The organism is Avibacterium sp. 20-132, from assembly GCF_023611925.1.
Lineage (GTDB): Bacteria > Pseudomonadota > Gammaproteobacteria > Enterobacterales > Pasteurellaceae > Avibacterium.
Genome location: NZ_CP091456.1, coordinates 1,992,480 through 2,006,761, shown reverse-complemented (window position 1 = coordinate 2,006,761; position 14,282 = coordinate 1,992,480). Strand labels below are relative to the sequence as shown.

General features: G+C 38.4%; 11 protein-coding genes, 1 tRNA gene and 3 pseudogenes. 1 reads left to right on the top strand and 14 read right to left on the bottom strand.

What is annotated here, in order from left to right; all coding sequences use genetic code 11:
• Positions 1–14: 14 nt before the first annotated feature.
• The 8 genes and pseudogenes from L4F93_RS09585 to L4F93_RS09550 form a co-directional block, all read right to left on the bottom strand.
• Positions 15–1,316, bottom strand: coding sequence for an L-cysteine desulfidase family protein (locus tag L4F93_RS09585; RefSeq protein ID WP_250351679.1), 1,302 nt, complete (start codon positions 1,314–1,316; stop codon positions 15–17).
• Between the two features lie 9 nt (positions 1,317–1,325).
• On the bottom strand, positions 1,326–2,597 hold the full coding sequence (locus tag L4F93_RS09580; RefSeq protein ID WP_250350071.1) for an amino acid permease: 1,272 nt from the start codon (positions 2,595–2,597) through the stop codon (positions 1,326–1,328).
• Positions 2,598–2,625: 28 nt separating this feature from the next.
• The gene (locus L4F93_RS09575; RefSeq protein WP_250350070.1) at positions 2,626–3,282 is read right to left on the bottom strand and encodes a helix-turn-helix transcriptional regulator; all 657 of its coding nucleotides are present in this window, start codon (positions 3,280–3,282) and stop codon (positions 2,626–2,628) included.
• A gap of 192 nt (positions 3,283–3,474) precedes the next feature.
• Entirely contained in the window at positions 3,475–5,121 is a 1,647-nt protein-coding gene (gene pgi / locus L4F93_RS09570; RefSeq protein WP_250350069.1) for a glucose-6-phosphate isomerase, read from the bottom strand.
• A gap of 33 nt (positions 5,122–5,154) precedes the next feature.
• Positions 5,155–6,240, bottom strand: a complete 1,086-nt coding sequence (gene alr / locus L4F93_RS09565; RefSeq protein WP_250350068.1) for an alanine racemase — start codon at positions 6,238–6,240, stop codon at positions 5,155–5,157.
• 5 nt (positions 6,241–6,245) lie between these two features.
• Positions 6,246–7,649: a replicative DNA helicase gene (locus L4F93_RS09560; protein ID WP_250350067.1), complete on the bottom strand. Its 1,404-nt coding sequence runs from the start codon at positions 7,647–7,649 to the stop codon at positions 6,246–6,248.
• A 184-nt stretch (positions 7,650–7,833) separates the two neighbouring features.
• Positions 7,834–8,295, bottom strand: coding sequence for a glycine zipper 2TM domain-containing protein (locus tag L4F93_RS09555; RefSeq protein ID WP_250350066.1), 462 nt, complete (start codon positions 8,293–8,295; stop codon positions 7,834–7,836).
• Between the two features lie 42 nt (positions 8,296–8,337).
• Positions 8,338–8,913 (bottom strand): annotated as a pseudogene (locus L4F93_RS09550) (VOC family protein).
• An 89-nt stretch (positions 8,914–9,002) separates the two neighbouring features.
• On the opposite strand from L4F93_RS09550, the gene argS reads away from it, so the two are divergent.
• Complete coding sequence (gene argS, locus L4F93_RS09545) at positions 9,003–10,736, top strand: arginine--tRNA ligase (protein WP_250350065.1); 1,734 nt, start codon at positions 9,003–9,005, stop codon at positions 10,734–10,736.
• Between the two features lie 192 nt (positions 10,737–10,928).
• Here the strand turns inward: argS and L4F93_RS12405 are convergent.
• The 6 genes and pseudogenes from L4F93_RS12405 to L4F93_RS09520 form a co-directional block, all read right to left on the bottom strand.
• Positions 10,929–11,291 (bottom strand): annotated as a pseudogene (locus L4F93_RS12405) (DnaB-like helicase C-terminal domain-containing protein).
• Positions 11,292–11,478: 187 nt separating this feature from the next.
• Positions 11,479–11,730, bottom strand: a complete 252-nt coding sequence (locus L4F93_RS12400; RefSeq protein ID WP_254714685.1) for a DnaB helicase C-terminal domain-containing protein — start codon at positions 11,728–11,730, stop codon at positions 11,479–11,481.
• A 54-nt stretch (positions 11,731–11,784) separates the two neighbouring features.
• A complete protein-coding gene (locus L4F93_RS09535) occupies positions 11,785–12,189 on the bottom strand; it encodes a DnaB-like helicase N-terminal domain-containing protein (protein ID WP_250350064.1) in 405 nt (134 codons plus the stop codon).
• A 61-nt stretch (positions 12,190–12,250) separates the two neighbouring features.
• Positions 12,251–12,925, bottom strand: a pseudogene (locus tag L4F93_RS09530) (ParA family protein).
• Positions 12,926–12,992: 67 nt separating this feature from the next.
• Positions 12,993–13,079, bottom strand: a tRNA-Leu gene (locus L4F93_RS09525).
• A 242-nt stretch (positions 13,080–13,321) separates the two neighbouring features.
• Positions 13,322–14,239, bottom strand: a complete 918-nt coding sequence (locus L4F93_RS09520) for a mechanosensitive ion channel family protein (protein ID WP_250350063.1) — start codon at positions 14,237–14,239, stop codon at positions 13,322–13,324.
• Positions 14,240–14,282 lie beyond the last annotated feature (43 nt).

Sequence of the window (14,282 nt, the reverse complement as noted above, 5' to 3'; positions counted from 1 at the left end):
ATATCTAGTAAAGGCTAGCCTTGAGGTTTGTTTGCCATAATCTCAATAATTTGCACATCTGTGTGTTGCATACTCTTACAAGCAATCGCACATAAATTTTCTATACTTTCATCAACACAATGTTCCACAATCCCTTCATTACCGGTTACACCTGTTTGATTCATTGCCATCAACACCGATTTATATGCTGATGTAACACTTGTCGATACTTTCATTGCACAACTATTTGCAGCGCCATCACAAATAATCCCACTAATATCACCGATCATACTACTTATCGCCATTGCTGCCGTATCAAATTTATCTGTTAATAAATAAGAAATCCCAGCACAACTTCCCATTGCCGCAGTAGTTACCGCACAAAGGGCAGAAAGTTTTGGTAGCTTACTATGAATAAAAATTGCCATTAAATGTGATAAAAATAATGCGCGTGTACGTTTTTCTTCATCAACCTTGAGATGATCCGCCACGACAACAACAGGCATTGTCGCAGTGATACCTTGATTACCCGAACCAGAATTACTCATTGCCGGTAAACTAGCGCCGCCCATTCTGGCATCTGATGCCGCTGTTGTATTAATCATAATACGTGAAAGCAAATCATCTGATATAAGCCCATCACCAATATGTTTCTGTAATGTACGGCCTATACGTAATCCATAATCACTACGTAATCCTTCATTAGATAAAGCTTTATTCAATTTTTCAGCTTGATTAATAAATGCAATTTTATCCAAAGGCACTGTCATTGAAAAATCAAAAATATCTTTTGCCTTTAGCTGCTCAAAAATTGCATAAGGATCAAGGTCTTGATGTTGGTTATCTTCTACTTGATAGATAACCTCCCCTTTTTTCTCAATAAGAATAATATTCGTATGCTGTCCTTGAATAACCACCCTTACCCAATCATCGCCAGCATATAGCGTTGATTCTGCATACAAAATTTGATCCGTTTGCTGAATACAAACACTCACTTTGTGTTGCGCTAAAAGCTGTTTAGCCTGCTCTACCTGCTCTGGTGTAATTTTATTTAATACCTCTAATCCGGCTTTTGCATCTCCGCCAATCGCACCTACCGCGGCGGCAATAGGCAATCCAACCATTCCCGTACCAGGAACCGCGACTCCCAAGCCGTTTTTCATTAGATTTGGTGAAACTTTTGCCACAATTTTATCTGGGAATTGCCCTAAATGTGATGCGGCAGTCGCAGAGGCTAGTGCTAGAGAAATCGGTTCGGTACACCCTAATGCAGGCACAACATCCTGCTTTACAATATTTATCAATGCTGGCTCAAAAGCCAATAAATGTGCGTTCATCATAAGCTCCTACATTAATGCTAAAAATGGTGAAATACATAATAAAATGCCAGTAATAATAATGATATAAAGTGCAATGCCTTTATATTTATGTAACATTGGTACTTTATAAACTAAATAAGCTGGAATCAAGCAACCAACTAAACCAAAAATTGGGCTACAAATAGACGTGAAGCTTAATACTGGCGCATTTAATACAATAGCACTCCAAGCAAGCAGAATAGCAGCTAACATAATTCCTTTCGCAACCCATTTCTGATTAATTTTATCTGCCGGCATAAAGCGTTGTAACATATTCAATACAATCCCTTGCGTTGCTTCATGAAAACCTAAATATACACCAAAGAAAGCTGTCATCACCGCAAAAATATTTAAAATCATACCAACATAGGTTGCCCAAGAACCTGGGAAAAATTGTGCAACAATCGCTAAGGCGGAAATATTTTGCTCATAGGCTTTTAAGGCTTCTTCTCTTCCCATTGCTAAGGTAAAAGAGACAGCATAGAAAAAGACGGAAGTAAATAAAACTAAAAACGCAATATTCATTGCTCTTAATGCTTTGCGTCGTGCGATCTCCCTATTTTGTTCACGAGAACGATAAGAAATAACCATTGGACTTAAAGTCTGAATAAATAAAATAGAGGTTAATGTGAAAGGTAAAGTAATAATAGCATTTTTAATCAGCAAACCTGTTTCAGGTAATGCGCCTATATTATATAAATGCCACATTCCAATCATTGAAAATCCTAGTGCAATGACAACAAATAGCTTAGTAAGCACCATAAAACTAGACAACTTAAATAATAGTTGTTCACCACGGGAAGCTATTGCGACTAAAATACAGATAATCACTAATCCATAAAATGGATTTTTTGATAATAATTCATCGGTTAACCCAAAGGTATGTAAATAAGAGGCACTGTCATTTGTAATTGCAGTAGAATAAACAAACATCCAAATAATCAGCATAATAAAATAAAGTAAGCCTAATAAAATCCCCCAATTTTTACCTAAATAGCCAGAAATAACACTGGGGTAGTCTTGGCATTTTGGTGATTCTGCCAATGTATTAATAAATAACCTTTGAAATAAATACATTGCCGGATAACCAATAATAGAGGAAAGTAAAAATACCCACATTCCCATTAAGCCAACCTGTACAGGAAGAAACACGATTCCCGCACCAATTGCCATACCAATACTCATAATGACCCAACCAAAATCCGTAGAGTCAAATTTCATTGCTTGTTTTATTTCTTGTTTAGAGAGTTGAGTTTCCATAACGGACTCCTTTATGTAATAAGTATAATTAACAAGATTTCAACTCGCGCAAATGCTTATATACAGCGTGTTTCGTAATCCCCAATTTTTCAGCGACTAAATTAATCGCCTCTTTTAACTCAAAAATCCCACTATCATTCAATAATGAAATTAATAACTTCGTTTTATTCTTCGCAGTAACATTAGCCTGATTACTAATCTGTAGTGCTGCTTTTTGTAAAGCTAATTCAACTAAATGCCCCACATCAGCACCAAAAGCTTCATTATTTAAATGAGGCTCAGAAGGTATTTGAAAGGTTTGCAAGATAGAATAGAAAGAAGAAGATAAATTTAAGTTAATACAAAATAAACCAATTGGCTGACCTTTTTCACCTAAAATAATATGTGTAGTGGATTTCATCACTTTCCCATTTGCCATGGTAGAAAAATAACTTTTTTCTAGATATGAAAAATTATCTTGGTATTCCTTTAAAATTTTTAAAGCCTTATCCGTGATAGGAGATCCAACTTTTCTCTCCGTATGGAAGCCGTTAACAATTTTTACCACAGAGCAACTCAGTTCACTCAATTCATGAATAACAACTTCAGCAAAGTCCCCAAGTAAGCTCGCTAAAAGATCAGCTAGCGGGAAATAAGAAGATAAAATTTTTTTATCCGCCTCTGATAGCGCTTTTGCTAATTTCATTGATACACTCCCTTTATTGAATAAACATATTGTACGTTACAGAATTATAAAAGTTAAAATAATTTAACTAAATTTGTGATCTTGGTATCATTTTTTTGACTATAAAAATAGTTCAAAACCTTCATGCCATAAATCAATAAAAAAATAAGCGGGTATTCCCCCGCTTATTCATTCACTAGACTCGTTTGTATCTTAACGCCACGCTTTATATTGGTTGATTAAACCATTAGTTGAGCTGTCGTGGCTGGTGATTTCGCTGTTGTTTTCAAGCTCTGGTAAAATACGGTTAGCAAGCTGTTTGCCAAGTTCTACTCCCCATTGGTCAAAGCTGAAAATGTTGAAGATCACACCTTGAGTGAAGATTTTGTGTTCATACATTGCAATTAATGCCCCTAAGCTAAATGGCGTGATTTTTTGCAATAAAATTGAGTTGGTTGGTTTGTTACCAGTGAACACTTTAAATGGTACAATCTCTTTCACTTCATCAAGGGATTTACCCGCTTTCACAAATTCTGCTTCTACTTCTTCTTTTGTCTTACCAAACGCCAATGCTTCCGTTTGTGCAAAGAAATTAGACAATAATTTCAGATGATGATCTGAAAGTGGATTATGAGTTTGTGCAGGGGCAATAAAATCACAAGGAATTAAAATTTTACCTTGGTGAATTAATTGATAAAACGCGTGTTGTCCGTTTGTACCCGGTTCCCCCCAGATAATTGGGCCTGTTTGGTAATCCACCACTTTACCATCACGTCCTACATATTTTCCGTTTGATTCCATATTACCTTGTTGGAAATAGGCGGCAAAGCGGTGTAAATATTGGTCATAAGGCAAAATAGCTTCTGTTTGCGCCCCAAGGAAATTGGTGTTCCATAAGCCCACTAAGGCTAATGTTGCAGGAATATTTTCTGCAAGCGGCGCATTGCGGAAATGTTTATCCATTTCGTGCGCCCCCGATAGCAAGGCTTCAAAGTTTTCAAAGCCGATAGAAAGGGCGATAGATAAGCCAATCGCTGACCATAAGGAATAGCGTCCGCCAACCCAATCCCAAAATTCAAACATATTTGCCGTATCAGTGCCGAACTTTTCTACTTCTTTTGCGTTAGTTGAAAGTGCGGCGAAATGTTTTGCAATATGCGCTTCATCTTTCGCACTGGCTAAGAACCAATCACGTGCAGAATTTGCGTTGGTCATTGTTTCTTGCGTAGTGAAGGTTTTTGATGCGACTAGCACCAGCGTGGTTTCTGGATTCACTTTTTTCAATGTTTCAGCGATATGTGTGCCATCTACATTAGAGACAAAGTGCATTGTCAGGTGATTTTTGTAAGGGCGTAAGGCTTCAGTAACCATATAAGGCCCTAAATCTGAACCGCCGATACCAATATTAATCACATCGGTAATGGCTTTGCCTGTATAGCCTTTCCATTCCCCTGAAATAACACGATCGCAGAACGATTTCATTTTAGCAAGTACCGCATTCACTTCTGGCATCACATCTTTACCATCCACCAAGACAGGGGTATTTGAGCGATTACGCAATGCGGTGTGTAGCACAGCACGGTTTTCAGTGCGGTTAATTTTTTCCCCGCTGAACATCGCTTCCGTTGCGGCTTGCAAGCCACATTCTTCCGCTAATTGACGCAATAGCCCTAAGGTTTCTTGAGTAAGATTATTTTTTGAATAATCCACTAAAATATCCTGATTAAAGGTTAAAGAATAATCTTTAAAACGGTTAGGCTCTTGCGCAAATAATTGTTGAATAGTGGTTTCGCCTAGATTGTTTTTATGTTGTTCTAAGGCTTTCCACGCTTGCGTGCTGGTTGGGTTGATGTTTTTCATTTGAGTTTCCTTTTATTAAGTTTAATTAAAAAATTAATCAATATATTCCGTCAAAACTCGTGGGGTGAGTTTTGTTATTAATTCATAACTTAAAATGCCACTTATTGCTGCGATTTCTTCAATAGGTAATTCCTTACCCCATAAGATTACTTCGTCCCCCACTTGATCCTGGCTGTCTTGACCAAGATCCACAGTGAGCATATCCATTGATACTCTGCCCACAATTGGCACACGACGTCCATTAAGATAAACCGGAGTCCCTTGTGGCATATCTCTTGGATAGCCATCTCCATAGCCAATGGCAACAACACCAATTTTGGTATCTTGTTCGCTCACCCATTTTCCACCATATCCTACGGGTTCGCCTTTTTTATGATTACGCACGGCAATCAGCGATGAAGTGAGTGTCATCACAGGCATTAAGCCGTATTCTTGACTTGGTACGTTATTCGGTGAAATGCCATATAAAATAATGCCGGGACGAATCCAATCCAAATGCGCTTCAGGCCAAAATAAAATGCCCCCAGAGGCGGCAATACTACGCTCCCCTACTCTATTTTTCGTCGCTTGAAGAAATGCGTTAAGTTGCTTTTGGGTGTAATCTGATTCTAATTCATCGGCACGGCTAAAATGACTCACAAAACCAAAGTGCGGTTCAATATTTGGACATTTTTCAAGCGCTTGGCAAAATGTCTCTACTTCCTCTAACGCGACACCAAGGCGGTGCATTCCCGTGTCAATTTTGAGCCAAACGTTAATTGGGTTGGGTAAATTGGCTTGCTGTAAGGCATTTAACTGCTCTTCGTTATGCACGATAGTTTGGATATTATTGACGGCAATAATCGGTAGATCTTTCGCGCGGAAAAAGCCTTCTAATAATAAAATGGGCTTTGTAATCCCATTTGAACGTAATGTGAGTGCTTCTTCTAAGCGCGCAACGCCAAAACAATCGACAAATTCTTCCAACACAGAGGCGACAAACGCCACACCGTGTCCATAGGCATTAGCTTTTACGACGGCAATCACTTTGCTATGTGGTGCTTTTTGTTTGATCACCCCAATATTATGTTTTAATGCCTGTGAGCTAATTTTTGCCGTAGCGGGTTTTACATCAATCATAATGCCTACTCGTAAGAATAATCAGGTTGATCTTTAAGGTTGTCAAAACGAGAAAATTGTCCGTTAAATTTTAACCGCACTTTACCAATCGGGCCATTACGTTGCTTACCGATAATAATTTCTGCAATGCCTTTCTCTTCCGAATTATCGTTATATACTTCATCGCGGTAAATAAACATAATCAAATCCGCATCTTGCTCAATAGATCCTGACTCACGTAAATCTGAGTTTACAGGACGTTTATCCGCACGGTTTTCCAAGGTACGGTTAAGCTGTGAAAGAGCAATCACAGGCACTTCCAACTCTTTTGCTAAGGCTTTCAAAGAACGCGAAATTTCTGCAATTTCCAAGGTACGGTTATCGGAAAACGCGGGCGCACGCATTAACTGCAAATAATCCACCATAATCAGGCTCAGCCCGCTGTGTTCGCGATACACGCGTCTCGCACGCGAACGCAATTCAGTTGGCGTTAGCCCTGAAGAATCATCAATATACAAATTGGGTTTTTTCCTAAATATCCCTAAGGTGCTGGCAATTTTCGCCCAATCCCCTTCATCTAAACCTTGTCCAGTCCGAATTTTCGTTTGATCCACCCGGGAAAGAGAAGCTAAAGAACGCATCATAATTTGCTCTGAAGGCATCTCTAAACTAAAGACCAACACAGGTTTATCACTGGCTAATGCGGCATTTTCACATAAATTCATCGCAAAGGTGGTTTTCCCCATAGAAGGGCGTGCGGCAACAATAATTAAATCCGAAGGCTGTAAGCCTGCGGTTTTGCGGTCTAAATCAATAAAGCCCGTCGTTACCCCTGTTACCCCATTATGGGTTTCGCTCATACTTAGCACTTCAATTTTATCAATGGTTTTATCCAAAATATCAATGATATTTTGCGGCCCTTCACTCGCCGTGGTACGCTTTTCTGCAATGCTGAACACTTCACGTTCGGCATCATCAAGAATTTCTTTTACATCTCGCCCTTTAGTTTGATAGCTCATTTCAGCAATTTTATTACTGGACGCGATAAGTTCACGCAAAATTGCTTTCTCTCGTACAATCTCGGCATAAGTCAGCACGTTCGCGGCACTTGGTGTATTTTTTGACAGTTCTGCTAAATAGGCAAAACCGCCCACTTCTTCGCTCACCCCTGCCGCTTTTAATGTTTCATCTAAGGTAAGAAGATCCACGGGTTTATTATTGCGGATCAAATTCATAATATGTTGAAAAATCAAACGATGCTCAAAGGTATAAAAATCCTCAGCAATAATGCGTTCAGAAACCGCATCCCAATGGGTATCGGTCAGCAACATACTGCCGATCACGGCTTGTTCTGCTTCAATGGAATGAGGGGGGATATTAATCTGCTCAACTTTTTTATCTTTTGAGTTTGAAGGGTATTGTTTCGCCATAAATCCGTTTTTGATTATGATAAAAATTTATGCCTATCATATACCAAATTGAGGTGAGAATTAAGAAAAAGAACGGTGAAATAGCGAAAATACCTCAATTAACATAAAAGGGAGAAATACATACGCTTAGGCGCAATAACAAAAAAGTGCGGTAAAAATTACCGCACTTTTTATGACAATCAAATTAGATGACCGACACATTAAGCTTTGAATCACCTACGATTTGAACTTTTGCTCCCGGAACAAATTTTTCATTGTATTTTTGTACAACCACAATTTGTTTACCATCATTTTTTCTGATCACCAATTCTTGCGCATTCACTTGGCTTGCTTTTTCTTCTACTTTGCTACCAATCACGGCACCCGCAATTGCACCAACTGCCGTTGCAATCGCTTGACCTGTACCGCCACCAATGCCAGAACCCGCAATACCGCCAAGTACACCGCCACCAACAGTACCGATTACTCCTTCATTTTCTGCTTGAATTTTCACCGCTCTTACAGAAACAATCGTACCATAGCTGATTGAGCGCGCTTCTTTTGCTTGTCCACCAGAATACACATCACCGCTGTAAATATCCTGATTTGCACAACCTGCTAAGCCAATGCTCATTAAAATTGCTAATGCTAAACTCATTTTTTTCATAAGAAATACACCTTTATTTAACTTGTTATCTTTATTCCCTTATCAAGACACCACAATCGTCTTAATATGATAAGGATGCACCTTAATGCAAGTGGAATGATCACAACTCACTGCAATTGAAGGGTTGGGGAGCCTTTCACCCTCTACCTTAGGTTCACTCACTTTGACGCTCACATCTGTCATTTTGTTCCATAAAAAATGCGAATTTATACGCTCAACCCACGCATTTGCCGTTTCTTTAGGCAAAAAAGGAATGACCGCTTCAATATGTTCCCACCCTTCTTGTGGATAATGTTTATTTTTCGGGAAAGGTAATTCAATGATCTGTACTTACTGATTGGCAAAGGTTAATGGCGTATCTAATTGAATAAGATAGATTTTTCGCCCATTGACGATATTATCACTTAAAATTTCACCGCACATTAATAACGCACTGAGCCAACGTTGTGCTGATTGCTCGCTGTTCACGCGCACCGCAAGGTGATCAATCACATAATCTTGCAACGGCAATGCCATTTTTTCCGCCAATTGTAAAATCTGCTGCTCAAATTTGGCAAATTCATCGTAGGAAAAGAAAGGGTTGTCAAAAAATGAAAAATTTTGTTCGCGACTTATCATTTTTTCCTGCTTTATCTTTGTCTTAATCCAGAAAGAACGGTATCATAGCGGATTATTTTATTTTCACAATTTAAAATTAAGGATAAACCGTGAATATTCAATCCATTTTATCTGACAAAATTAAGCACGCAATGATCCAAGCTGGGGCAGATGAACAATGCGAAGCCCTTGTACGCCAATCCAACAAACCACAATTTGGCGATTATCAAGCAAACGGCATTATGGCTGCTGCAAAAAAATTGGGGCAAAATCCCCGTGAATTTGCACAAAACGTGCTAGAACATCTTAACCTCGAGCCTATTGCAAACAACATTGAAATTGCAGGCCCCGGCTTTATTAACATTTTTCTCTCCCCAACTTGGCTTGCGGATAATGTGCAAGTTGCCTTGAAAGACGCTCATCTAGGCATTCACACCGATAAGAAAGAAACGATTGTTGCCGACTATTCTTCACCAAATGTAGCAAAAGAAATGCACGTCGGGCATTTGCGTTCGACCATTATTGGCGATTCAGTGGTGCGTACCCTTGAATTTTTAGGGCATAAGGTGATTCGTGCTAATCACGTTGGCGACTGGGGAACGCAGTTCGGTATGCTTATCGCCTATTTAGAAAAAATGGAAAATGAACACGCCAGCGAAATGGAATTGAGCGATTTAGAGGCCTTTTACCGTGCAGCAAAAGAACATTACGACAACGATGAAGCCTTTGCTGAAAAAGCGCGTAATTATGTAGTGAAATTACAAAGTGGCGATGAATACTGCCGCACAATGTGGAAAAAGTTGGTTGATATTACCATGCAACAAAACCAACGCAATTACGATCGCCTAAACGTTACCCTCACAGAAAAAGATGTGATGGGCGAAAGCCTATATAACCCAATGCTACCTGCTATTGTAGAAGATCTGAAAGCACAAGGGCTTGCTGTGGAAGATGACGGCGCATTAGTGGTTTATCTTGATGAATTTAAAAACAAAGATGGCGATCCAATGGGCGTGATCGTGCAGAAAAAAGATGGTGGATTTTTATACACTACCACAGACATTGCCGCCGCCAAATATCGCTATGAAACCTTAAAAGCGGATCGTGCACTTGTATTTTCAGATACACGCCAAAGCCAACATATGCAACAAGCGTGGCTGATTACACGCAAGGCTGGTTATGTACCAGATAGCTTCCAATTAGAACATAAAAATTTCGGTATGATGCTAGGTAAAGATGGCAAGCCATTTAAAACACGTACTGGCGGAACAGTAAAATTAGCTGACCTCCTAGATGAAGCCATTGAGCGTGCCGATAAATTAATTAGCGAAAAAAGCACCGCACTTTCTGCAGAAGAAAAAGCGGCCGTGGTTGAAGCGGTGGGAATTGGTTCAGTGAAATATGCCGATCTGTCCAAAAACCGCACAACAGATTACGTATTTGATTGGGATAATATGCTCAGCTTTGAAGGCAACACCGCCCCTTATATGCAATATGCTTACACGCGTATCCGTTCTATTTTCAATAAAGCAGGCATTAGCAGCGAACAACTTGCCGATGCGCCAATTAACATCATTGATGAAAAAGAACGTACCTTAGCCCTCAAATTACTTCAATTTGAAGAAGCAATCCAACAAGTGGCAAAAGAAGGTTCACCGCATATTCTTTGTGCCTATCTTTATGAATTAGCCGGCGTCTTCTCAAGTTTCTACGAACATTGCCCAATTCTTAATAACGAAGATGAAGGAATAAAACTCAGCCGTTTGAAACTGGCATTACTCACAGAGAAAACCTTAAAGCAAGGATTAGATTTGTTGGGAATTAAAACTGTTGAGAAGATGTGATTTTACACGTCAAAATAATAATCCGCACGTGAAACTTGAGGTTTTGAGGCTACCCTATAAGGGCCTTTACTTCACACATCCCTTAAGGGATGTGTGAAAGACCGAAAACCGTGTTTAGAGATTACTTTGGTTACCCTTTAAAGGGGTCTTGGTGTTGTGTAATTTGTTCAAGGCTATGAACAACATGATTTTCTATCTCATGTTGTTTCGTGACAATTTTTTTGAATTTTCGCTCATCAAGATCAATTTCAAGATAAAGAGATTCATAGGATGTTCAGTTTGTTCGTTATAGAACTCATCTCTGTAAATGAACAGAATGAGATCTGCATCTTGCTCTAAAGAGCCCGATTCTCGTTAATCGGCATTCATTAGACGTTTATTTGCACGCTGCTCCAAGCTTCGGTTAAGTTGTGAGAGAGCGTAAACAGGACAATCCACTTCTTTCGCTAAACTTTTTAACACTTGAGAATGAGAAATTGCGGTAATTTCTAAATGACGATTTTCGTAACGACGAGAACCTTGCATTAATTGCAAGTAATCAATAAAAATTCCCACCAGTTTGCCATATTTGCGAATTTTATAACGAACTTTCGAACGTAATTTTTTTGGGGGCCACCTTCATCGTCAATGAGCAAGCGGTTTTTCCATTCATTTAAAACATGCCCATTGTAAGTGAGATTTTTGCCCATTCATCTTCATCTAACTGCCCTGCTTTGCAGATAGCTTGTAAACTTATTCAAGCTCACATAGCTAGAAAACGTTGCAGAATTTGTTCTGCCGGCATTTCCAGGCTATAGAACTGAATAGGTAAACCTTTGAATTTTTCTAAGGTATGGTAAGCAGTCGTCTGGCAAAATTCAGTTTTTCCCATGGAAGGTCTTGCTCCGATTACAATAAAGTCGCCAGCTTGTCCTCCTATAGTAACTTCATCTAATTCTTGAACTCCTATAGGAGTGCCAGTAACGGGATCAGTATTTTTAGCAGAAGACTCCATTCGAAGTGCTATCTTTTCTAACGTTTCATTTAAATCTGTAATACCATTTGTCTGCTAAGATAGTGTTAAATCAGTAAATTGTTTTTCTATATTTTCAAGTAATTCATCTAATTTTTCGGCTGATTTAGCAACTTGTATTTCAGAAATAATATTCTGACCCAGTCTTAAAAGTTTACGGTGCTTGCTGTATAGCACAACAATATCAATGTAAGCCTTAAAGTTAGCTGTAGTTGGAGTAATCTTCACTAACTGAGCGATATAGGCTAATCCTTCTAGCTGCTCCAAAATACCTTGTTCTTTAAAATATTGTTCAAGCGTTAATATATCGACGGATTTAACATTACTTAATAATGAAAGAATCCCTTTGAAAATAATCTGATGTGCGTGCAGGTAAAAGTCATTTGAAGTGATTACATCAACTATCTCATCTAAAGAGAGTATTATCAATAATAAGTCCACCAAGAACCGAGCTTTCCGCATCTATAGAATAACGTTCTATTGGTTGCTTCGTATTCATACCTTACTCCTTATCCATAAAATGGCTTTGAGCAAATTGAGGCATCAGTAATGAACAGAGTTTTTGGATTGTTTTATATTCCGCTCGGTTTTATTGATAAACAGGGACTGGAGAATGTCGTAGCTTCGCGATAAGCCACTTTATCTGGTACAGTAAAATCCAGTAATATTTTTGAGTCATCAAATTCTGTTGCAAATAAAATATGTGGAAAAATAGAGCCGAAAAGGACATCCACAACTAATACAGACATATCAACAGTAATGTCACGATTACCGCGAGTATCGACAATAACCACATCATAGCCTTTGATTTTACTTAAAAATAAGCTAAAACGAAGCGCACCATCTGGCGAATCTCGTAGCATTGGACTAATTTTATTTAATGGGTCGTTTGACTGAATCAAGTCAAGGTTAGGAATTTGCGTTTTGGGAATAATATGTGATGGTTCTACATCTCTAAAATGTAAAAATTCATAAGTGCCATCGGGAGCCTGATAATCCAAAGCATAATAAGAACTTAATGTCAGTTGGGTATCAGTATCAATGAGAAGAGTTTTTAAGCGATATTCAGCGCAAAATGCACCAATATTTGCTGCATTTATACTTTTTGCCGTCCACCTTTGGTTGAAGCTACAGTAATAACAAAGGGCTTATTTAAAGCGTTTTGTAATAAATTCATAATTTACACACTTAACAAAGAAATTAACGTTAATGCGTATTGGCTTTAAAAGGAGTAGTTTTAAATATGGTGCCAGTGGTCGGACTCGAACCGACACGCTTTTAAGGGCGGCGGATTTTGAATCCGCTACGTCTACCAATTTCGTCACACTGGCTAAAGAGATATTTAGGTAAAAGCATTTGTTATGCTTTAGATGTGATGAATTATACGGAGTTGATTTTTGCTTGCAAGTAAAATTTGTCAATTTAATGATGAGTGAAGTAATTTTAGTCAATTTTAAAGAGCGGTGTAAATTTCACGCATTTTCACCGCACTTTATAGAAAGAAATAAAGTAAATTTTTTACTTGGGATAAAAAAGCCTATCGTTGAAAGATAGGCTCACGTTTGTTTTTTCGTTATTGTGCTTTTGCGGTTGCGCGATTGTCATTGAGTTGAAGAGTTTTATCGAACAAGTTCACACCACCTTTTACGCCAAAATCAAGCGTAGTTACGTTGTAGGCAATGCTGATATTTTCTTGCTCAAAGCGTTTTTTCAACGCCATAATTGCTTGGCTTTTGGATTCTAAATAATCTTCATAGGTTACAAAATTTACCCAGAAACGAATAACGAAATCAAAGGTTGAACTACCAATATCAGTAAAGTAGAAATTGATGTCATTTTTATCGATTACAAAATCCCACTCTTGCATTAATGCTAAGGTAACTTGGCGAACTTTATCCAGATCATCACCATAAGACACGCCCGTAGATAAAATCACGCGGCGTTTTTTCAATTTAGAATAATTAAAAAACTCGCCACTATAAATCATCTGATTTGGAATTAAGGCGGTTTCCCCTTCAATGGTCATTAATTCTACGGTAACTAAACCAATGTTCATTACTTTACCAATTGAATTGTTGATATTTACCCAATCTCCAATATCAAAAGGTTGTTCTGATTTAATTAATAAGCCTGAAAACGCATTAGATGCAATATCTTTAAAGGCAAATCCGGCGATAATGCCCACAATTCCTGCACCAGCCAGTAAGTGAGTTAGAAATGAGGCAAGATGTAATACTTCTAACGCCAGAATAATGCCTAAAAACCAAATCAGTATTTTCACGCCAATGGCAATGCCTTTCGCCGCACGCAAGTTTTTGGCAAATAAACGGCTATAGATGCGCAGTGCGACTTTGCTCAGAATGTTGGCTAAAAAATAGAAAAGTGTAAGTAAAATAATGGCTGAAACAATATTAGGAATAAAACCAATCAGCCAATCTTTCCATTGAGAAAGCGTATGTGTTACCAAGGTGAGTGAATTGTTTTCTGTCATAAAATTTCCTGTTATAAATAATCAAAAAGCGATTATAAAAATG